Genomic DNA, 20,678 nt, shown 5'->3' with positions numbered 1-20,678 from the left:
GAATATATTAATGCAGTATCTAAACGAATTAAAAAGCTGCATAAATCTAATCTAGGCAAGCTAGTCAAAATAGAAATTGATTGCCTACAAAACAAAGAATCTTTGTTGGAGGAACTCAAAAAACTGGAAGGAATTGGCGATAAATCAATTCAATCTATTAGTGATTATAAAAATTTTGATATGATTACTTTTATTGAGAATATCCAAAAGGGGCCAGATGAACTAGCTAAAGAATATAACCTAACCAATAATACTTCGCAGAAAATTTGTAAATTAACCAATGAACAATGTTGGAAATTAGAAGAGCTTGTTCTAGGTGATATTACCAATATTTCTCTCAAAGTTGGTGATAAATTCAAATCTATGGATAATTTATCAAAAGGTCAGCAATGTACTGCACTCTTAAATATTCTATTAGTCGAAAACAGAGATCCTTTAATCATCGATCAGCCTGAGGATAATCTTGATAATGCCTATATTGCAGATAGCTTAGTTGCCTCAATTAGAAATAACAAAAAAAATCGTCAATATATTTTTGCTACTCATAATGCCAATATTCCGGTCTTTGGTGACGCAGAACTAATTATTGGACTTGTCGAAGAAGATGGACAAGGCAAAATTAATGGACAGGCTATTGGATCGATTGATAACAAACAAGTTATGAATCAAGTTGTAAATATTCTTGAAGGCGGTGAAACTGCTTTTAAGATTCGAAAGGAAAAATACCAGTTTTGATTAATAGGTCTCATTTAGGTGATTGCCTCAAAAAGTGACTGACAACTAATAATAAAAACTCATAGGAAATTTATTATAAAACTTTTTCTATTTTAGTAAATCTCCAAATAAGGCGCATCATAAAAAGAAAATATATCAACATAAAAGGACAGTATGTCATTTACTGTCCTTTTAAGATTTCGCTATAAGTTTTTATAAGGTGAATGAACTCAGATTATTTAGACTGCTGAGCGTCAAGCTACCTATCCTAGCGATTTTCTTTATAACCGATGAGTAAAACAGCTTCAACTGTCACTTCAGTAATGCTATCTAGATTTAAAAGGTTGGAATCAACATGGAAGAAAAGCGGTGTCATCTCCACAAAAGCCCTAAGATCTTCGGGGCTGATAGGATAGGTTTGTGATACCAACTGTTCTTGGAATCTTGGATAAAACTTAGCAAAATGATTAACCACGCGATGCTGGTCATAATCTGCTTTCTGAAGTTGATTTTGAGCCAAACGTCGAAGCTCTTTTAGATGATTGGGACCTGGAACGAGTTTGATGACAAGACCATCATCTTTCAATACACGATTAAATTCTTTGTAGTGGGCGGGCGAAAAAATATCTAAGATCCCATCCATTACCTTATCTTGAATAGGGAGCTGTGTCAAATCTCCTACAAACCACTTAACCGCATAGGTTTTATCTGCCTTACTAGCCAGAAGAATCGACTCTTTTGAAAGATCAAAAGCAAAAAGATTCAACCCCAAATCATCCGATAAGCATCTAGAATAATAACCCTCTCCGCAGGCTACATCTAGTAGCTGAGTAAGGCTTTCTCTTTGAACCACTTCCTTAATGGCTTCATAGATATGACGATAATAGCCATTCTCTAAAATCTTCTGACGATTTTTAAAACTGGCCTTATCATAATTATCAGAAGATTTCGCTTGAGGAGCTAAGTTAACATAGCCAAATTTGGCTAAATCAAACACATGACCCTCTTCACACTTTAAGAAGGTCTCACCATAACTCAAGGCCTCATGACAAATAGGACAGGCAAAAACATGCTGACTATCTGAAAAGCGGCTACGCTTATTGATTACCATTTTAACCTTCTACCCTTTCTGCAAGCTCTTCCCACTCTGATAGGAGACCTTCTTGCTCTTCTATAAATTGATCTAGTTGTGCTTGCATGGACATTAACTCATCTGCTTGATTGGTTAATGCCATTTCTTGCTCAAGTTTTGTCATCTCAACTTCAATCACTTCAATGCGTGCTTCAATTTCTGATAAACGTCGCTGTAATTTTCTGTATTCTTTTTGATTAGCTTTTTGTACTTGGTAATCATTAGAAGCATCGGGAGCTGCTGCCAAGCTGACTGGATTTGTTTCTGCAGTATCTAATTCTCTCAATGCTTCTAGCTCCGCTTTTTTCTCAATATAATAATCATAATCGCCTAGATAAAGCGTACTTCCTGTTTCAGATAACTCTAAAACTTTTGTTGCCACTCGGTTAATGAAGTAACGATCATGACTAACAAATAACAAGGTCCCATCAAAATTAATCAAGGCATTCTCAAGTACTTCTTTACTATCAATATCCAAATGGTTTGTCGGCTCATCCAGTACAAGAAAATTGTTATTTTCCATAGAGAGTTTAGCCAAAAGTAAACGAGCTCGCTCACCACCTGAGAGCATAGAAACTGATTTTTTGACGTCATCTCCTGAGAATAAAAAGGCACCCAATCGACGACGTATCTCTACCTCAGGAACGGTCGAGAAACTATTCCAAAGTTCATCTAAGACAGTGTTTGAGGGAGTTAGATTGGCTTGTGTTTGATCATAATACCCCATCTCGACATTAGCACCATAGCGAAGCTCTCCTGAAATAAGAGGGAGTTGTTTAACAATAGATTTGATAAAAGTTGATTTTCCAATTCCATTTGGCCCCACAATAGCTACTGCTTCATGCTTGTTCAACTCAAGCTCAATAGGAGAAGACAAAATCTTTCCATCATAGCCTATGGAAACGTCACGTGCCGTTAAAACAACGTTACCTGAGGACTTTTCAGCAAAAAAGGTCATATGAGCAGACTTTTGTGATTGTCCTGGTTTATCTAAACGTTCTATTTTTTCCAACTGCTTACGTCGTGCTTGAGCACGCTTTGTGGTTGAGGCACGCGCAATATTTCGACGAACAAAATCTTCTAATTGAGCAATTTCCTTAGCTTGCTTTTCAAATAATTTTTCTTCAGTTGCTAATTTTTGAGCTTTTTGTTCCATGAAACTAGAGTAATTACCAACATAGCGATCAAGTGAGTTAGGGTTTAAATCTAGAGTCACTGTTGCCACTTTATCTAAAAAGTATCGATCGTGACTCACAATAATCAAAGCTCCCTGATAGTTGGCTAAATAATTTTCTAGCCAAGCAATCGTTTTGATATCTAAATGGTTTGTCGGCTCATCAAGTACTAGCAATTCAGGTTTTTCTAAAAGCATCCGTGCCAAAGCCAAACGGGTATTTTGTCCGCCTGATAACTCTGCAATTGGAGTTTGCCACATGCTTTCTGGAAACTGAAAGCCATTTAAAATCGCCTTAATATCTGCCTCATAAGTAAAGCCGCCTAACAGACGAAACTCTTCCGAGAGTCTATCATAATCTGCCATCAGCTTATCTAATGTAGCCCCTGATAAGCTCCCCATATCCAACTCCATGGCACGCAACTTTTTCTCCATCGCCCGCAAATCCGAAAAGACTAGGAGCATCTCATCAAAAATAGTATTGTTTGATTCAAAGCGACTATCTTGTGCCAAATAAGACAAGGATAAATCACGCTTCAAAGTCACGTCACCTGAGGTGGGAGACTCTTCGCCAACGAGTATTTTAAGAAGAGTTGATTTCCCCGCACCATTTCGCCCAACCAATGCAATACGATCTCGTTCATCTACTTGAATGTTAATATTATCGAAAAGAACGTCACCTGAAAAGGAGCGTTCTAGTTTGTTTCCATTTAAAATAATCATAACTCTATTATAACAAAAAAAATCAGCCCTACTCAATCTTTTAGATAAGGGACTGACTTTTTTCTACATAAATTTTAAGTGTTCTAAAATAGCTTGATTTTTCATCATTAAATAGATGCCTATAACAATGACAAGCGTAAAAATCAATAATTTCACTAGACCTTCAACAAAGCGTAAAATAGACATCATTATCATGGATAGGACCAACCAAATAAAAGGTGAGTTGCCAATCAGTTTTTGCAAGGATTGCATATTGTCCCCAATCAAGACACGGATAAATGTGGGAATATAGTCTCCGACACTTAGATTAAGATGAGATAAGATACTCATACTAGTTGCTTTTAACCAAGCAAAAACTCCTGTGTTAAAAAATAATAAAATGACTTGCTCTGGGTAACGTCTCGCATAACGCTTAAATTTACGGTACATAAAACTCCTATTGATACAATTCTTGGACAGCTAATAGATCTGTTTCTTGGATACCATAGGTGGATCCTGCAGACTGCATGACTGAAACTTCTGCATCATCGTGATCAAGTCCGATAGCATGTCCCAACTCATGCTCTGCTGTGTGAACAATACGGTCAAAATCATAACCATATTCCTCATTTAGTAAATAATATGTATTTAATTTCACATCAACATGTTTTAAACGGTTAGTCAACATATTTGTTTCGCTTTCAGCTAAACCTGCTGCTTGCGTTTGAGCATCAGAATAGTCTGTTGCAATAATATCAGCTTGCTCTTTATCTGTTGTCATGGTAAAGGTAAAGACACCCGTAGCATTCCAGTTAGCAATAGCTGTTTCATAAGCTGATACTAGGGTAGGATCTGTTGACTCCAAATAGACGGTTGCCGCATTTGTCTCCCAACGGCTCCCTTCGGTATGAGAATAATTATCCACAGATAGATTAGAAAGGTTATTGGCAACATTATTAGCTAGTTGGTTACCGTTTCCCTGAAGGACTTGACGAAGCGTCTCAATACCTGTAGAAAAAACATCTGAAACCGATGATGTTTGCTGATTAGTAAAATAAGTAATGCCCCAAAATAAAAGAGCAACAATTACCACTGCTTTCACTAAACTCCAAATTAAAGATAAGATTAAGCGTGGAATAAAAAACAACACTTTTACAATAAATCCAATGAGATTTTTCATGTTCTACCTCTTTCGTATGTCATAAAAAATCCTAAAACTTGAGATATTAGTATAACAGGAGCTAACTAAAAAAGCAAGGAGAAACCTTGCTTAGGGATTACTAGCTGGAAAAATGACTCTAAAACTAATATGATTATTTTTATAAGTCACTCCAATACGTCCTTTAAATAACTTGACCAGACTTTCTGCCATAGAAAGACCGATACCATAACCAGATACCTGCTGATTATGAGACTCATCTTGACGATAAAAACGCTCAAAAAACTTACTATAATCAACAGCTTTTCCATCTGAAAAAGTATTTGAAACCTCTAGCTTAATTTTTTTTCTACCTAGCCTAGATAGACTGACTATTACTTGACCAGTTGGATCACAATATTTATTTGCATTATCAACAAGAATGGTAACCAACTCAAATAGTGATTTCTCCTCAGCTTCAACAAACAGTCCTGGTGTAATACTTAAGGTAAATTGCTTGCCATCTTTAATCACTGGTCCTTTAAAATCCTCTGCGGCATCCTGTGTAATAGCAGAAAAATCACACTTGCTTAAAACAAGATCGGCTTGCTCTTCCAATTTGGAAAGTGTCACCATGCGATTAATCAAATCGGTCATACGTTGCACTTGATCTTTGGTAGATTTACTCCATTCGCTCTCTCCATCTAACATTTCTTGTAGTTCCGTATTGGCAGAAATGATAGCTAGAGGTGTTTTTAATTCGTGTCCTGCATTTGTAATAAAGCGTTTTTGTCGCTCTGCATTTTCAATATAGGGACGGATAGCTTGACCAGAAAAAATAGAAATCACAACAATGAAAAATAGCATACTAAAGATAAACATATAGATCGAAAGAATTAATAACTCGGGTCTTTCTTCTATATAATCTGTAATATCTAAATAAATGATTCTTGTTTTTTGATTGGACAAAGGTTCGGCTAGATAGGCGTAATAGTGTTGTTGGTATTTAAAGTAAGTCACTTTATTTTTAACATCAGCCTTATCAATCAAATCATCTAAATCATCTGTTGCAACATCACTGGCTTGCTGCATATTAGATTCTATTAAAGTTCCCTTTGAGTCTATTAGGAGTGTAAAATAGTGCATTTGGGATAGACGTGTGCTAGATAAAGAGCTGTTACTTAATGAAAAATCTAATTTATTTTTACTTGGCAAGGTACCAGCATTATCAGATAAAATTTGCATAATGGTATTAACTTCATTGTTACTTTGGATATAACGGGCTGAATTAAAGACTACCATAAAACCTGTCAAAACAAGAAAAACAGCTATAGAAGCGATAGTGATAAATTGTATTCTTAACTTTCTAATCATTCGACCTCCTCTCTAATTCTCAAATGATAAGATTGATTTTCGTCACCAATAATTTCAAGGTTGGCCCCAATCGCTTTTAATTTCTCGCGAAGATAGCTCACATAGATATAAACATAGCCCTCATCTATTTCAGGATCCTTATCTTTTGCCCATAAATGCTGAAAGATATCTTTAGTCCTTAATTCCTTACCATGATTTAACATAAAGAATGCCATCAATTGACTTTCCTTATTTGATAATCTAATTGTGTTAGAAGTCGCTAACTCCTGCTGAGAAGTATTTAAAATAATATTACCAAGATTTAACACTTTATCTGTAAAACTATCCAAACGACGTTCTAAGGACGCCATCCGTGCAAGGAGCTCTTTTAAGGAAATAGGCTTTGTGAGATAATCATCAGCACCCGTTTCAAGCCCTGTTACTTTATCATCGAGTCCTGACATAGCTGTCAACATCACAACATGGGTCTTATCTCCACTTGATCGAATCTCTGCTAAAGCTTCTAAGCCAGTTTTAACAGGCATCATAATATCTAATATCATGACATCAAAAACCTGTTCCTTCGATTGATCAATCGCTTCTTGCCCATTTGATACCCTAACAACCTGATAACCTTTATGCTCCAAAGCAGCTGTATAAACACGGGCTAATTGATCTTCATCTTCTGCTAATAAAATAGATAACGTCATTTAATCACCACCTTCTTGGATGAGTTGTCGAATAGTTTGCATACTAAGATCACACGATGCTAGCTCATCTGCGCACCGTTTTAATTCTTTTACCAAGCGTTCTGGATTTTTGATGTCATGCTTATATTTCATCTGATGCTCCAAACTCGCCCACGAATCCATAGCAATAGTACGTAATTGAACCTCAATAAAGTATTTCCCCTGCTGATGACCAAGACAGTCCGGAAAAGGAGTCTCTACTTCTAAAATCAAATGATAAGAACGATAGCCATTTGGTTTTGGTTTGCTGACGAAGTCCTTTTCGTTATAAACTGAAACACCTTCTATTTTCTTGATAAAATCAACCAAGAAAAAAATATCTTCAACAAAGCCACAGATAATGCGAATCCCAATACTATCTTTGATTTCTCTAAGAGCCGAGTGAGGATGAAGCGGTAAGGTTTTTCTTTGACATTTATCCATCATACTTTCTTGGCTTTTAACACGGGCTAAAAAATGTTCATATAGTTTGAAGCCTGTTTGTAACTTCTGTTGCTTATTTTTTTCTTCAATTTTTTCTTGAAAAGACTTTAAAATTAAAGGTAGATAAGCCGAATATTCTCCGTAGATCTGATAACTCACTGCATCCCCCTAACTTAAACGCTCTTCTTCAACATAATCAATGGGCAGCCAGCGTAAAAATTCTTCTAATTGCTTTTCCCAATAATAAAATTCATGTTTACCTGGCCCAGTATGGTACTCAATATCTAACCCCAATTGTTTAAAGTTTTTGATTGCCTCATTATTGGCTTCAAATAAAAAGTCTTCTACACCACACCAAGCATAAAATTTTGTTTTCTGATCTGTTTTTTCTGCTAAATTTTGGAGGTTGTTCTCTCCTTTTTCAAATGCTTCAGCATCCCCAAAAATCCCTGACCAATAAGGTGAGTTTAAATTTCTATCAGCCAGTCCTTTAAAACTAAGGGCTCCAGAAAATGATCCCGCATAAGAAAACTGCTCTGTTGCCATAGCGAGTTTAAAAGCGCCATAGCCTCCCATTGAGAGACCGGCAATAAAAGTCTTCTCTCGTTTCTTAGTCATATTAGGAAAGAAACGTTGCATCACTTGTGGCAATTCCATTGCAAGAGCATCAAAATACTTCATTCCATAGCGGGTATTAGTGTACCAGGCAAGATCCGTTGAAGGCATGACAACAATCAAGTTGGTCTTTTTGAGTAAGCGCTCAATAGCTGTCCGCTTTTGCCAAGAGTTATGATTCCCGCTCATTCCATGTAAGAGGTAAAGAACTGGAATATCCTGACAGTCAGGATCCGCTACACTAAAACCATCTGGATAGATAACATTAACTTCACGCTCCATCTCTAAACAATCTGAACGATATTCAATTTGAAAAAATGCCATATTTTCTCCCTTTCAACTTATTGATTAAAACAAAAAAATCTAAAACTTTACAAAACTGGTAGAAAAAAAGGAACACCTGAATATAAACTCCAGCTCTTCCTTTTTCCTTATTTTCCATCAACTGACCTTACAGCTAATTTAAGCTCATCGCACTTCCATTACTACTGGAAGAATGGCTGGACGGCGTTTGGTTTGATCAAAAAGGTACTTGCTAACTTCATCACGAACAGCTGACTTTAAATCAGACCAATCAAAACTATCTTGCGCTAAATATTCTTCTACGGTTTTATTGACAATATCTGCACTCTCACGTAAAATGTCGCGACTCTTCTTCACATAAACAAAGCCACGGGTATTGATTTTAGCTTTTGAGATAATTTTTTTCTCTTTTTTATTGACCGTAATAGCTACGATAAAGATACCATCCTCAGATAATACTTTGCGGTCACGAAGAACGATATTGCCCACATCACCAATAGCATTACCATCAATCATGACATCACCAGCAGGCACACCTCCTTGATGGAAAAAACCATCCTTTTCAAGTACCATGATATCCCCGCGTTTCATGATATAAATGTTCTCTGGTAAGATACCAATTTCTTGAGCTAAATCTGCGTGAGCTTGTAATTCACGATATTCACCTTGGATAGGGAAAAGATATTTAGGTTGTAAAAGATTCATCATCAATTGTAAATCACGTCCATTAGCATGACCTGATACACGCAGATTTTGTGTAATAAGTTTAACACGTCCACCTGCCTTATAAATCATATTCTCTACCCGAGCTACCACTGCTTCTTTAGCGATAGACGGTGTTGTGACAATATACACCAAGTCACCATCTTTAATCTGTACATAACGATGACGTCCAATGGACATCTTACTCAAACCATTGATTGGCTCTCCCATCCGACCTGTTTCTAAAATAATCAACTCGTGGTCCTCAAAACGAGACATATCTTTTGGTTTGACCATTAATTTTTCATCTGATACACGAAGTTTTTTCAAACGTATAGCTGTACGCACAATATTTTCTGCATCAAACCCTGTTAAGACAACACGACGCCCATTTTCTGCCGCTGCATCAAAAACTTGTTGAATACGAGCAAGGTTACTAGCAACAGCTGCCACAATGATACGACCTTCCCAATTTGAAATCACATGATCAATCTCTAGACCAACCTCTGCTTCACTAGCAATTTGAACATTGCTATCAGCGTTAGCAGAATCAGATAAAAGAGCTAAGACCCCTTCGCGACCAATTTCAGATAATCGTCTAAAATCAGTTTGATAAAGACTTGATGCCGCTTGATCAAACTTAAAATCACCTGTATAGACGATATTTCCTTGATCTGTTCCCACAACAACACCTAAACTTTCTGGGATAGAATGGGTAGTTTTAAAGAAGGAAATGACAGCATCACCAAATTCAATCTCCGTATCGCTATCAACAATATGAAAATCCTTAAATTTCTTAGTCGCATCATTATTTTTAACCACTAAACGTGCTAGCTCAATGGTCAACTCAGAACCAAAGACAGGCACACGAACATGTTGTAAGATAAAAGGCAGTGCCCCAATAGCATCAGCGTGGCCATGCGTCAAGAAAATCCCTTGAATCCGATTTTTATTTTCAATCAGATAATCCAGATTAGGAATCACCATATCCACTCCAAGCTGATCGTTTTCAGGATATTTTAAGCCCGCATCCAAGACAAAAATGGAATCATTTACTTCTGCAATATACAGGTTTTTCCCGTTTTCACGAACACCACCCAAGGCAATAATTTTAATATCGCTCATTTTTTCTCCTTAAAATTTATTTTAATATACTAACGGTCCTTGCTTTAAGCAAGTCGAATTACAGTTGGTAACAAAAGTTACAGTCTCTTACATTATAGCATAAAACAAAGGCAATTCGTACCATAAAACAACCTCTTCAGCTGAAAAGGTTGTTTTTGCACTTATTGATTAGCGATATTGGCAAAGCCTGCGCTTAATTCTTGGTTTTGTGTTTGTTTCACATACAAACGGTTATGAGGCATCCCCCCTTGATTTTGGGCGCTATACAAAACAACTGGTTGACCTGAGCGATTAAAGGTAAAGAAATAGCGATGGATACTATTAGCCCCATAAACATAACTATATACGGCAACAATATTATAGTCTGAGTTTCCTGTTCCATCAAGAGATTTCTCAACTGAAATATCATAACTATCATTCATAAAGAAATTAAAGCTTAACCATTCATCAATGCCTTCACTTTTATATCCAGGCTGGTTCATCTCATTACCCCAAGAAACCATAAAACTGGCAAGTTGTTGTGCTTTATCCGCATTCCATAAGGCTGTTGCTGTCGCAACTTCTTGAGTATAAGCTTCTTTGACACTACTTGATGATGAAGATGTAGAACTTTCTGATACAGCGGTCTCACTCTTTTGGCTTGATTGGCTAGTTGATTGACTTGATTGGCTTTCTTCTTTGACAACCGTTACAACCTCTGACCGATTCTGACAAGCTGTTAAAAGTAATAAAACAAGCAATAGACCTAAACTTTTTTTCATACCTTATCTCCTTTTTATCATTTTAGCATACTTTAGCTAATAGTCAAAGAGTGACGTAAAAGGGATTTGACAACACAAAAAGGGAGTGGGAAAGAACTCGATCAAAAAAAAGAGTTCGTCAATGAAAAGAACCGCTTATAATGGACAGTATAAAAAAGTTATATACTGTTCTTATAAGGAGGTTCTTTTCTCATGGCTAAAAAAGGAAGTAAGTTCACCCAATATCCACCCGAGTTCAAACTACAGGTAGTTGAAGACTACCTCAGCGGAAAGAGCGGAGGGATGCCTTCTATTGTCAAAAAATATGGGTTAAAATCAGACAACCAAGTTTTGAATTGGACAAGAAAATACCGAGAAGACCCTACTTTACTCTCCCAAGATTTACGAGGTAGAAAGTCCACTGGTCGTCCCAAAACAAGGAATCTAGAGAAGATGACCCTAGAGGAACAGAATACTTATCTACGAATGGAGAATGCAATTTTAAAGACCTTAAGGACTCTCCTCAATCCGTGAGAAGAGTCCACCTCTATCAAGTCGTGGAGCGGTTGAAAGATCGTTACTCAGTCTCCTCTTTATGTGCCTATTTCGGATTCCCCAGGTCTTCCTACTATCTTTGGTTGAGCAAGGGGAGACCAGTCTATAAACAGTTTGATGCGAACTTAGCTAAAAAGATTACAGCTATCTTCCATGACACTCAAAAAGGCTATCGCTTCATCTCTTATCAACTGAGAAGACACTATCAACTTGCCCCTAACCCTAAAACTGTCTTGCGCTATATGCGTATTCTTGGTCACCAGTCTCCGATTCGGAAGAAGTGGTATCAATCCTGTACGCAACGAGAGATAAATGAAAAGGCAAGACACGTCCACTACAACGTGCTTGCCCAAAACTTTAAAGCAGAACGTCCTCTCCAAAAACTGACGACAGATGTCAGCTACGTTTACCACAAACAAGGGAGGATGTTCTTAAGTGTCATAAAAGATTGTTATGACAATTCTATTTTAGCCTATACGCTATCAGATTTCAATGATAACAAGTTAGTTTTTGACAATATAGATCAGGTCTTTCACGATTCTTGGGATTCAACCAAAGTCTGTATCCTTCATTCTGACCAAGGTTTTCAATATACCAATCAACAGTATCTCCGAAAATTAGATCAATACGGTGTGACCATTTCTCATTCTAGCAAGGGAAATTGTTATGATAATGCGGCATGTGAGAATTTCTTTTCCCACTTGAAGAGTGAATCCTTGAGACTATTTCCGCCTGAGGATAGGGAAGCCCTCATCCAACAAATCAGGGAATACATCGACTGGTATAATTGCCACAGGCCACAAGAAAAATTAAAAGGTATGACTCCCTTAGAATTTAGGGAAGCATACCTTCTAAAGACCTAACTTTTTTAACTGTCCATTTTATCTGGGGCTTGACACAACCAAGTCTTTATTTCTAGTTGTTGAGCTGAAACAGTCTATCCCCAGACTGTTTCACTCCCACCCCCGCACAGCTCAAACTGTCTGGGAGACAGTTTGAGCTTGGAGATGAAGCGAACTTTGTTCGCAACAGTCGTAATGGACAGATTTGGAGTGTAACATGCGAATTGCTGAGATTTGCTTCGCAAATCTTATCTCCAACCTTTAACAGTCCACTGGACTGCTAAAGCCAATCAACCACTGCGCTGAGATGTTGACACGAACTCTGAGAAGTGGCGCTGGGCTTTTTGCCCAGCCTCGTGGTTTCTTATTCAAATAAACTATAGTAATCTGAAATGGAAAGTTTTTCTTTTTCTTCCTTGCTTAAGTCCTGAATGATTTTTCCATCTTTCAGGACGATCAAGCGATTGCCATATTTCAGAGCATCTTCCATATGATGTGTAATCATTAAGGCAGTTAATTGATCTTCTTTAATAAAATGATCTGTCAAAGTCATCAAAGCAACACTTGTTTTAGGATCTAAAGCTGCAGTATGCTCATCCAAAAGTAATAAATCAGGGCGCTTCAAGGTTGCCATCAATAAACTAAGCGCTTGACGTTGTCCTCCAGACAAAAGTCCTGTTGGGGTGTCTAGATGCTTTTCAATACCGTTTCCAATCTGACTAGCTAAATTTTCAAATTCAGCCTTGTGCGACTGCAATTGACGGTTCATCAAGCCTCTTTTTTCACCACGATATTTGGCAATCAACATATTTTCTGCAACTGTCATTCTAGGAGCAGTTCCCATCTTAGGATCCTGAAAAACACGCGATAAGTACTTGGCACGTTTTTCAGCTGGTAAATCAGTCACATCTTCTCCAAGAATATGAATGCTACCACTGGTTAAAGGTAAAGTTCCAGCAATCACATTAAATAAAGTGGATTTCCCTGCACCATTTCCCCCTAATATCGTCAAAAAATCATGTTCATAAATGGTGAGAGAAACTTGATCTAAAATTGTTTTTAACTCATCAAAACCATTGTTAACCTGTACCGTTGCATTTTTTAATTCAACTATTTTTTTCATCGTGATAGGTTAACTCCTTTAAACAATTTATTTTTGACCTCTGGAATAATCAGACAAGTAGCCAATACTAAAGCACTAAATAACTTCAAATAATTCGTATTAAAGCCAATCGCTATCACTGCTAAAATTAAAAATTGGTACAAAATAGACCCCACTGCAATAGCAATCAGACGCTCAAGCAAGGTTAAATTGGTTGAAAATAGGACCTCACCGATAATGATACTTGCAAGACCAATAACAATGACACCAATTCCCTTTGAAACATCTGCATAGCCATCTTGTTGACTAATAAGAGCGCCAGAGAGGGCAACAATACCATTTGATAAAACCAAGCCCATCAATTCCATCTTATCAGTATCAATTCCAAAACTCTTTGCCATATCTTTATTATCACCTGTTGCAATATAGGCTTGACCTAAGCGAGTATTTAAAAAATAAATCATTAGACCAATCACTAAAATGACAAAAAGTAGCCCAATCACCAAAAGATTAAGCGACTCAGAAAAAGGAAGAAGACTTTGTAGCTTCACCGCATCCAATAGCCCTAAATTAGCCCGTCCCATAATCATTAACATAATAGAGTGGCAAGAAGTCATCACCAAGATACCTGATAATAAAGTTGGAATCTTGCCTTTCGTATAAAGAAGTCCTGTCACCAGACCTGCAAGACAGCCTGCTAACAATGCTGCTAATGTAGCTAGTAAAGGATGGACTCCTGCGGTCATCAGCGTGACAGCAACTGCACCTCCTAGAGGAAAAGAACCTTCTGTGGTCATATCTGGGAAGTTTAGGATACGAAATGTCATAAAAATCCCTAAACCAAGGACTGCCCAAAGTAAGCCCTGTGAAATTGTTGATATAATCATCATATTTCCAATCTAATCAAAAAATACTAGTTCCATTTTAACATAAAACAAAAAATAGGAGAAGTCTTCTCCTATTTAAAACTTTTAATAGTAGGAAATCCCATTAATCATCTTTTCAAAGTAGGATTCCAAGTCTGTCTCTTGATCAATTAAGATACGATTTTGCATCTTACCATCTGCAAAATAGCCGATAGTCATCAGATTATCTTGTAAACCTAGCTCCTTATCCAAAGCTTGATTTTTTTTAGTCATCACATTGATATAGATGGTACACTTAACTTTTAAGTTCGGATGATGCTCTAAAAAATGCGTGAGATGGTGAGCAACTTGAACATCACTAGGCCTATAAAAAATAATCACAAAATCTCTAGGATCACGATTGATGGTCGTCATATCCATATTTTCTTTGTAAATAACATTTTTTGCTTTTGGAAGAGCTAACATTTGAAACTCCTCTTCCCGAACACGTCTAGCTAAAACAGGAGCATAAATGAGAGTCAACAATAAAACAACTAGGCTTATTCTCCCTAAACGTTTTCTTTTCATTCATTTCCCCCTTGAATCGTATTTTACAAGAAAGTGATTGATTTTTCAAGTCATCTTGATTGCATCAATACGTTAATCTCAGAAATATGATATAATGAAAAGACTAATTTTTGAGAGGAGTTCTTTATGTCTTTTGACGGCTTTTTCTTACATCACATGACCAAAGAATTACAGGATCAACTCTTATTTGGTCGCATTCAAAAGGTGAATCAACCCTTTGAACGTGAGCTCGTTCTAGGAATCCGTAGTAATCGTAAAAACTATAAACTGCTCTTGTCTGCTCATCCTGTTTTTGGGCGTCTTCAACTAACTGAGAGCGACTTTGAAAACCCAAAATTTCCAAATACTTACACCATGTTGATGCGTAAATACCTTCAAGGTGCAACAATTGAAAGTATCAAACAAGTAGAAAATGATCGGGTCTTAGAGATGACTGTTTCCAATAAAAATGAAATTGGCGATCATATTAAGGTCACCTTAGTCATTGAAATCATGGGCAAACACTCTAATATTATTTTGATTGATAAAAACGAATCAAAGATTATTGAGTCTATCAAACACGTCGGTTTTTCTCAAAATACTTATCGTACGATTCTACCAGGAAGTACTTATATCGCCCCTCCAAAATCAACCGCCTTCAATCCCTTCACTATTGCTGATGACAAATTATTTGAAGTACTACAAACTAATGAATTGACCCCTAAAAATCTCCAAACACTTTTTCAAGGTTTAGGACGTGATACCGCTACAGCTTTAAGCCAACAATTGACAAGTGATAGACTAAAACAGTTCCGCTCTTTCTTCTCCTCTCCCCTTAAGCCTAGTCTCACCCCAAACTCTTTTTCTGCCATTGATTTTGGAGATAGTATCCAAGCTTTTTCTGATCTCTCTACTCTTTTAGATTATTTTTATCAAGAAAAAGCTGAACGTGATCGTGTTTTACAACAGGCTTCTGACTTAATCCATCGCGTAACAAGTGAGTTGGATAAAAATAAGAAAAAACTGCATAAACAAGAGCAAGAGTTAAATGACACGGAAACAGCTGAACTCTTTCGACAAAAAGGTGAATTATTAACCACCTATCTCAGTCTTGTTCCAAACAATAAAGATAGTGTTGAATTGGACAATTATTACACGGGCGAAAAATTAATGATTACATTAGATAAAGCATTAACACCCAATCAAAATGCTCAACGTTATTTTAAAAAATACCAAAAATTAAAAGAGGCTGTTAAGCATCTGACCTACTTGATCGATGACACCAAACAGACGATTACTTATCTTGAAAGTGTGGAGACTGCACTAAATCAAGCTAACTTATCTGAGATTGATGACATCCGACAAGAACTGATTGAAACTGGCTTTATTCGAAGACGAGCTCATGACAAGCGTCAAAAACGTCAGAAACCTGAACAGTATTTAGCTTCTGATGGAAAAACACTCATCTTAGTTGGAAAAAATAATCTTCAAAACGAGGAAATCAGCTTTAAATTAGCAAAAAAAGGGGAGCTATGGTTCCATGCTAAAGATCTTCCAGGAAGTCATGTTTTAATTAAAGATAACCTCAACCCTAGTGATGAGGTCAAAACTGACGCAGCTGAATTAGCAGCTTACTACTCTAAAGCGAGATTATCTAATCTTGTGCAAGTAGATATGATTGAGGCAAAAAAACTCAATAAACCAAGTGGAGCAAAACCAGGTTTTGTAACCTATACAGGACAAAAGACTCTCCGTGTGACACCTACTGAGGATAAAATTAAATCGATGAAGTTTTAAACTTCATCGATTTTTTTACTCTGATTTACTAATATCCTCTTTTAACTCATCCATATTGAATTTTGCAAAAAGGTATTTTCGATCTTGTACGGGAAATCGTTGATCCAGTTGATCAACAGGACCAACTTCCACAATCCCCTCCTCAATAATAAAATCCATCACATGCCCACCAAAAGCGTGATCATCAGATAAAAAGTGAAGGTGGTAACCCGCTACGCTCACTCCATGAAACATCTCTGGTGTCCAAAATCCAACAATAGTTCCAGTGACCTCCTCAGCATGATGTTCAGGTTGTCCAACTGCAACTTCTGCAAACTTACGATCAGGAGCAGACTTTGGAATCATACGGACATGCATCTGTTTAAACTTACCATGAATTTTAATGGAACGAAAAAGATTATGACCATCATAATAGGACTTAATGCGCTCTTCTAATTCACGGTGGGTCATTTCAAAGCGTTGACGAAAAATCACTTCTGCTTGATGAGGGACCACAGCAGCATAAGGGACCTTTTCATCAGATGAAACCTCTACAACCTCTAATTTGCCATCTGTACTTTTAGCTTGATAAGCCTTTCCGTCCAGAACAATTAATTCTCCATCAATTGAATCAAGCGTCCCAATCCCTAAATCACCATGCTCAAGCAACTCTCCAATGGTCAAAGAACCACCATATAGTCCTGCCATCAAAGCACCCAATGTATTATATTGAAATAACTTAATTGCCTCTGCCATACCCTAACCTTTCTTATATTTCAAAATAAGCTGCAACCTCACTATCATCTGGGACCAACTGTAAATAACGTTTAGCCATCTCTTTAGCTTTAGCACGATAAGCAAATTCATACAATAAATAAGCATAATCTTTTAAAAACTCAGGATTAGTTCCAAGATCATCCTCTAATGCCTGATAGAGCTCAAAAGCTTCCTCTTCATTTTCCAAAGCTTGATGGGCTTTAGCGATATTCCAACGTGTCAAGACTTGATCTATCCCTTCTCGTTCTAGGGCAATCACATCTTCATAAGCTTCCCTTTCAAGATAAAGTGTCGATAGTCGTAAATCGATCTCTTCTTGGTCTTCTGCAATCTCTTTAGCTTGGAGAAGGTAGTACTCTGCTGCTTTAGCATCATGGTTTTCATAAGATAATTGGGAAGCAAAAAGAAGAAGTTGATGATCAAAGCTATTTTTAGCTAAACCTTGTTGAAGTACTCGTAAAGCATCTTGAAGCTTGTGTTCGGCATGAAGTGCTTTAGCATAAGCCAACTCATAACCTTCAAAATCAGGATTTATAGTATCCAACTGCTTAAAGTAAATTTCTGATTTTTGACTCTCACCTTGATCTAATAAAATCAAAGCGAGTTCATAAACTGTCTGGTCATCGTATTCAATCTCGACAGCTTTTTCTAAAAACTCAATTGCTGCCTCAAATTTTCCTAGACTCGCATAAGCTAAACCAATACGTTGATAGGTTGAAATACCTGTTTCTTCTAAGATAGAGCGATTGTCTAAACTAGCATAAAGCTGAATAGCAGTTTGATAGTTCCCTAATTCCAACTCCATTTCAGCCAAACCTAAATAGATAAGCGGCTCCTGACTAAATTCACTGGCTAAGAGTAACTTGTCACGCGCCACATCTGTTAACCCTTCCATCTGATACAGATCAGCCATCACTAAGAGGGATTCTAAGTAAGCCTCATCACCTTCTTTTATGGTATCTAGATAAAGAAAGGCTTCTTCAATCTGTCCATCTTCTGCTGCAATTTGAGCTAAACTGAGGGCAAGCTCTGGATAGTCTCCGATTAATTGCTCATAGATTAGCTTGGCTTGTGGATAAAAACCAATTGATTCTAGGTATTCTCCTAATGATAAAAGTGTTTCTTGATCATCTTCTTTTAAGGCACGGTTGAAATACTTTTCAGCATGCTCTAAATCTTGAGCCTGAATAGAGGCTACCATTTTTTCACTATTTGTCATTTCCTTCTCCTACCTCCTCGATATCTTCAACATATAATCCTGAGACAGCTTTATACCAAGTAAAAATTTCACTTAAAATCACTTTTACAGAAGCATAGATAGGAATAGCTAAAAACACTCCCCAGACACCAAACATAGAGCCTGCTGTTAGTAAAACAAATAATATCGTAATGGGATGAATATTTAACTTGCTACCAATGACAAGTGGGGTGACAAAACGCCCTTCAATTGTCTGTTCAATTATAAAAACAACCGCAACCTTAATCACCATAATAGGACCAGCTACCATAGCCAAAATAAAAGCTGGAATCATCGCCAAAAAACTTCCTAAATAAGGCACCATGTTTAAAATACCTGCAATGATAGCCAGCGTTGTAGCATAGCGAAGTTGAATGATTGAAAACATAATAGAAAACAAAATAGCTACTACAATAGCAACTGTCACCTGCCCTTGAACATAACTTGATAATTGTGCATTTATGTTTGATAAAACACGCAGACTAGGTTGACGTATCTTTGTTGGCAAGAATTCAATAAATCGTTCTTTAAACTTGCCACTATCTCTCAATAAATAAAAGAGAATAAAAGGTGAAATCATAATAGCCACTGCTACTCGTGTCACCAAGGAGGCAACATTACCAACCCAGTTAACTGCAGACTTTGAAAAAGTCTCTGCATAGTCTGCTGCCTTGCTACTAAAGTTATTTACCATATTTTCAAGCTGAGGGCGAATGGCATTAAACTGATTATTTTTTAAAAGCAGGTTGACCTGTTTTTCTCCCTCCTTCAAGTAAGATGGAAGATTATCAGCAAAAGTTAAAATCTGATCAACTAAGCTGGGAACCGCTACAGCAACTCCCCATATCAATAACCCTGATAAAACAATAAAAACGAGTGTAATAGCCGTTATCCGACTAGCGCCAGCTTTTTCCAACAAATCAACAATGGGTTTTAATAGATAGTAAAGTAGAGCTGAAATCACAACAGGAAGCATAATCACAGCTAAAAATGATAAGACAGGGGCAAATAAAAAACTAATTTTCGTTAAAACGAAAATATTCAAAAATACAAGTAAGGATACCATCAACACTGTTACAGCTTGATTATTTAAAAACCACTTAAAAAACCAGCTAAGGGTAAATTTTTTATCTTCTTGAGAAAACATATCTTACTCCTCATTACCTTTCATAGAATTGAACCTGACGGTCAACTAATTTTTGATGCGCATCATAAACAAACTTGGCAGAAAAAAAGGGAGCATCTTCTAAAATCCATTTAAAAATCTCATAATCCCCTTCCCAAGTAGGCTTACTCAAAACCTGATCATACGGTACCCACTCTAATGTTCCTTCAACGCAATCAATGAGTTGTCCTTCAAATTCAGTTATTTTAAAAACATAAGTGTACCAATCCTCATTTGGAGTGAAATCAGGAAAAGTAATCATCCCTTTAAAGTCCATTTTTTTGACAACCAGTCCTGTCTCTTCCGAAATTTCTCTTCTGGCACACTCATCAGGAGTTTCTCCTGCTTCCAGTTTACCACCCACACTAATCCACTTTCCTTCATGAACATCGTTTGGCTTTTTATTACGGTACATGAGTAATAGCTCACGCCCATTATCAATATAACAAATCGTTGCTTGCTTAGTCATCTTTCTCCTCATTTCTATGCTACTAATTATATCAAATTTAGGACTATTCTTGGGCATAAAGTGATTATTTTAAAGCCACTTACATTCTAACAAAAATATGATATAATTTTACAAAAAGAAAGGAAAAAGATTTTGAGAAACCTTACCTATCTCACACAAACACCTGATCATTTCTCGCTTTATATGAATCATACAGATGGCAAACTTGAGACACGACAAAAAGAGCAACTCGTGGATTCTCTCTCATTTTATAAGCCTGATGCAAACTTGCTCATAGCTTTTCACCCTAGTCAAAAAATTGCCTATAGCTATAATCATTCTGATGGGACACTAGACCTTTTTTATTATGACGGCGAAGGATCATTTGAGCATTGGTATCAAGAAAAAATCCCAAAACTGATGAATCCCAAACTCGAACTCCTCAACAATGGAAAAATCTTAAAACTTAGTGAAGATTGTAGCCTAAATCTTTT

General features: G+C 36.8%; 20 protein-coding genes and 2 pseudogenes. 5 read left to right on the top strand and 17 right to left on the bottom strand.

What is annotated here, in order from left to right; all coding sequences use genetic code 11:
- Positions 1-735 (top strand): annotated as a pseudogene (locus tag ACQRDX_RS07590) (TrlF family AAA-like ATPase); the annotation flags it as partial.
- A gap of 247 nt (positions 736-982) precedes the next feature.
- Here the strand turns inward: ACQRDX_RS07590 and ACQRDX_RS07585 are convergent.
- From ACQRDX_RS07585 to ACQRDX_RS07540, 10 genes are all read right to left on the bottom strand, one after another.
- A complete protein-coding gene (locus tag ACQRDX_RS07585; protein WP_427895786.1) occupies positions 983-1,819 on the bottom strand; it encodes a putative RNA methyltransferase in 837 nt (278 codons plus the stop codon).
- A gap of 7 nt (positions 1,820-1,826) precedes the next feature.
- Positions 1,827-3,743: an ABC-F family ATP-binding cassette domain-containing protein gene (locus tag ACQRDX_RS07580; RefSeq protein WP_427895782.1), complete on the bottom strand. Its 1,917-nt coding sequence runs from the start codon at positions 3,741-3,743 to the stop codon at positions 1,827-1,829.
- 63 nt (positions 3,744-3,806) lie between these two features.
- On the bottom strand, positions 3,807-4,172 hold the full coding sequence (locus tag ACQRDX_RS07575) for a hypothetical protein (protein WP_427895780.1): 366 nt from the start codon (positions 4,170-4,172) through the stop codon (positions 3,807-3,809).
- Positions 4,173-4,179: 7 nt separating this feature from the next.
- Positions 4,180-4,890, bottom strand: a complete 711-nt coding sequence (locus ACQRDX_RS07570; RefSeq protein WP_427895784.1) for a M57 family metalloprotease — start codon at positions 4,888-4,890, stop codon at positions 4,180-4,182.
- 102 nt (positions 4,891-4,992) lie between these two features.
- Positions 4,993-6,234, bottom strand: a complete 1,242-nt coding sequence (locus ACQRDX_RS07565) for a sensor histidine kinase (protein WP_427895778.1) — start codon at positions 6,232-6,234, stop codon at positions 4,993-4,995.
- A complete protein-coding gene (locus ACQRDX_RS07560) occupies positions 6,231-6,923 on the bottom strand; it encodes a response regulator transcription factor (RefSeq protein WP_427895776.1) in 693 nt (230 codons plus the stop codon). The genes ACQRDX_RS07565 and ACQRDX_RS07560 overlap by 4 nt, the downstream gene beginning before the upstream one ends.
- The gene (locus tag ACQRDX_RS07555; RefSeq protein ID WP_427895774.1) at positions 6,924-7,544 is read right to left on the bottom strand and encodes a GTP pyrophosphokinase; all 621 of its coding nucleotides are present in this window, start codon (positions 7,542-7,544) and stop codon (positions 6,924-6,926) included. It lies immediately after the preceding gene.
- A 9-nt stretch (positions 7,545-7,553) separates the two neighbouring features.
- Positions 7,554-8,324 carry an alpha/beta hydrolase gene (locus ACQRDX_RS07550; RefSeq protein ID WP_427895772.1) on the bottom strand — a complete coding sequence of 257 codons (771 nt, stop codon included), beginning with the start codon at positions 8,322-8,324 and terminating at the stop codon, positions 7,554-7,556.
- A 144-nt stretch (positions 8,325-8,468) separates the two neighbouring features.
- Positions 8,469-10,130 (bottom strand): ribonuclease J, encoded by a 1,662-nt coding sequence (locus tag ACQRDX_RS07545; protein ID WP_354369275.1) that lies wholly within the window; start codon positions 10,128-10,130, stop codon positions 8,469-8,471.
- A 161-nt stretch (positions 10,131-10,291) separates the two neighbouring features.
- Positions 10,292-10,891: a DUF4767 domain-containing protein gene (locus tag ACQRDX_RS07540; RefSeq protein WP_427895769.1), complete on the bottom strand. Its 600-nt coding sequence runs from the start codon at positions 10,889-10,891 to the stop codon at positions 10,292-10,294.
- Between the two features lie 192 nt (positions 10,892-11,083).
- On the opposite strand from ACQRDX_RS07540, the gene ACQRDX_RS07535 reads away from it, so the two are divergent.
- Positions 11,084-11,404 carry a transposase gene (locus ACQRDX_RS07535; RefSeq protein WP_427895767.1) on the top strand — a complete coding sequence of 107 codons (321 nt, stop codon included), beginning with the start codon at positions 11,084-11,086 and terminating at the stop codon, positions 11,402-11,404.
- The gene (locus ACQRDX_RS07530; RefSeq protein ID WP_427895765.1) at positions 11,401-12,288 is read left to right on the top strand and encodes an IS3 family transposase; all 888 of its coding nucleotides are present in this window, start codon (positions 11,401-11,403) and stop codon (positions 12,286-12,288) included. Before ACQRDX_RS07535 ends, ACQRDX_RS07530 begins: the two co-directional genes overlap by 4 nt.
- A 343-nt stretch (positions 12,289-12,631) precedes the next feature.
- Here the strand turns inward: ACQRDX_RS07530 and ACQRDX_RS07525 are convergent, their stop codons facing one another.
- From ACQRDX_RS07525 to ACQRDX_RS07515, 3 genes are all read right to left on the bottom strand, one after another.
- Entirely contained in the window at positions 12,632-13,390 is a 759-nt protein-coding gene (locus ACQRDX_RS07525) for an ABC transporter ATP-binding protein (protein ID WP_427895763.1), read from the bottom strand.
- The gene (locus tag ACQRDX_RS07520) at positions 13,387-14,256 is read right to left on the bottom strand and encodes an ABC transporter permease (protein WP_427895761.1); all 870 of its coding nucleotides are present in this window, start codon (positions 14,254-14,256) and stop codon (positions 13,387-13,389) included. Before ACQRDX_RS07520 ends, ACQRDX_RS07525 begins: the two co-directional genes overlap by 4 nt.
- A gap of 84 nt (positions 14,257-14,340) precedes the next feature.
- A complete protein-coding gene (locus tag ACQRDX_RS07515) occupies positions 14,341-14,802 on the bottom strand; it encodes a hypothetical protein (RefSeq protein ID WP_427895759.1) in 462 nt (153 codons plus the stop codon).
- 126 nt (positions 14,803-14,928) lie between these two features.
- Here ACQRDX_RS07515 and ACQRDX_RS07510 point away from each other — a divergent pair, with 126 nt between their 5' ends.
- A complete protein-coding gene (locus ACQRDX_RS07510; protein WP_427895757.1) occupies positions 14,929-16,578 on the top strand; it encodes an Rqc2 family fibronectin-binding protein in 1,650 nt (549 codons plus the stop codon).
- A gap of 15 nt (positions 16,579-16,593) precedes the next feature.
- Here ACQRDX_RS07510 and budA read toward each other — a convergent pair whose 3' ends face one another.
- The 4 genes from budA to ACQRDX_RS07490 are packed head-to-tail and all read right to left on the bottom strand — an operon-like array spanning position 16,594 to position 20,205.
- Complete coding sequence (budA, locus tag ACQRDX_RS07505; protein ID WP_427895755.1) at positions 16,594-17,313, bottom strand: acetolactate decarboxylase; 720 nt, start codon at positions 17,311-17,313, stop codon at positions 16,594-16,596.
- Between the two features lie 13 nt (positions 17,314-17,326).
- Entirely contained in the window at positions 17,327-18,553 is a 1,227-nt protein-coding gene (locus tag ACQRDX_RS07500; RefSeq protein ID WP_427895753.1) for a tetratricopeptide repeat protein, read from the bottom strand.
- Positions 18,543-19,718 carry an AI-2E family transporter gene (locus ACQRDX_RS07495; protein ID WP_427895751.1) on the bottom strand — a complete coding sequence of 392 codons (1,176 nt, stop codon included), beginning with the start codon at positions 19,716-19,718 and terminating at the stop codon, positions 18,543-18,545. The genes ACQRDX_RS07500 and ACQRDX_RS07495 overlap by 11 nt, the downstream gene beginning before the upstream one ends.
- A 13-nt stretch (positions 19,719-19,731) precedes the next feature.
- The gene (locus tag ACQRDX_RS07490; protein WP_427895749.1) at positions 19,732-20,205 is read right to left on the bottom strand and encodes an NUDIX hydrolase; all 474 of its coding nucleotides are present in this window, start codon (positions 20,203-20,205) and stop codon (positions 19,732-19,734) included.
- 132 nt (positions 20,206-20,337) lie between these two features.
- Between ACQRDX_RS07490 and ACQRDX_RS07485 the strand changes: the two are divergent.
- Positions 20,338-20,678, top strand: a pseudogene (locus ACQRDX_RS07485) (hypothetical protein); the annotation flags it as partial.

This window comes from Streptococcus sp. SGI.013, assembly GCF_050315295.1.
GTDB lineage: Bacteria > Bacillota > Bacilli > Lactobacillales > Streptococcaceae > Streptococcus > Streptococcus porcorum.
The sequence above is the reverse complement of the archived record's forward strand: the minus strand, read 5'-3'. Positions and strand labels throughout refer to the sequence as shown.

Excerpts from the sequence above, each read along its gene's own strand:
- ACQRDX_RS07575 (WP_427895780.1), bottom strand. The coding sequence starts at position 4,172 with ATGTACCGTAAATTTAAGCGTTATGCGAGACGTTACCCAGAGCAAGTC.
- ACQRDX_RS07500 (WP_427895753.1), bottom strand. The coding sequence starts at position 18,553 with ATGACAAATAGTGAAAAAATGGTAGCCTCTATTCAGGCTCAAGATTTA.
- ACQRDX_RS07515 (WP_427895759.1), bottom strand. The coding sequence starts at position 14,802 with ATGAAAAGAAAACGTTTAGGGAGAATAAGCCTAGTTGTTTTATTGTTG.
- ACQRDX_RS07580 (WP_427895782.1), bottom strand. The coding sequence starts at position 3,743 with ATGATTATTTTAAATGGAAACAAACTAGAACGCTCCTTTTCAGGTGAC.
- ACQRDX_RS07535 (WP_427895767.1), top strand. The coding sequence starts at position 11,084 with ATGGCTAAAAAAGGAAGTAAGTTCACCCAATATCCACCCGAGTTCAAA.
- ACQRDX_RS07545 (WP_354369275.1), bottom strand. The coding sequence starts at position 10,130 with ATGAGCGATATTAAAATTATTGCCTTGGGTGGTGTTCGTGAAAACGGG.
- ACQRDX_RS07525 (WP_427895763.1), bottom strand. The coding sequence starts at position 13,390 with ATGAAAAAAATAGTTGAATTAAAAAATGCAACGGTACAGGTTAACAAT.
- ACQRDX_RS07520 (WP_427895761.1), bottom strand. The coding sequence starts at position 14,256 with ATGATTATATCAACAATTTCACAGGGCTTACTTTGGGCAGTCCTTGGT.
- ACQRDX_RS07560 (WP_427895776.1), bottom strand. The coding sequence starts at position 6,923 with ATGACGTTATCTATTTTATTAGCAGAAGATGAAGATCAATTAGCCCGT.
- ACQRDX_RS07540 (WP_427895769.1), bottom strand. The coding sequence starts at position 10,891 with ATGAAAAAAAGTTTAGGTCTATTGCTTGTTTTATTACTTTTAACAGCT.
- ACQRDX_RS07495 (WP_427895751.1), bottom strand. The coding sequence starts at position 19,718 with ATGTTTTCTCAAGAAGATAAAAAATTTACCCTTAGCTGGTTTTTTAAG.
- ACQRDX_RS07565 (WP_427895778.1), bottom strand. The coding sequence starts at position 6,234 with ATGATTAGAAAGTTAAGAATACAATTTATCACTATCGCTTCTATAGCT.
- ACQRDX_RS07550 (WP_427895772.1), bottom strand. The coding sequence starts at position 8,324 with ATGGCATTTTTTCAAATTGAATATCGTTCAGATTGTTTAGAGATGGAG.
- ACQRDX_RS07490 (WP_427895749.1), bottom strand. The coding sequence starts at position 20,205 with ATGACTAAGCAAGCAACGATTTGTTATATTGATAATGGGCGTGAGCTA.
- budA (WP_427895755.1), bottom strand. The coding sequence starts at position 17,313 with ATGGCAGAGGCAATTAAGTTATTTCAATATAATACATTGGGTGCTTTG.
- ACQRDX_RS07510 (WP_427895757.1), top strand. The coding sequence starts at position 14,929 with ATGTCTTTTGACGGCTTTTTCTTACATCACATGACCAAAGAATTACAG.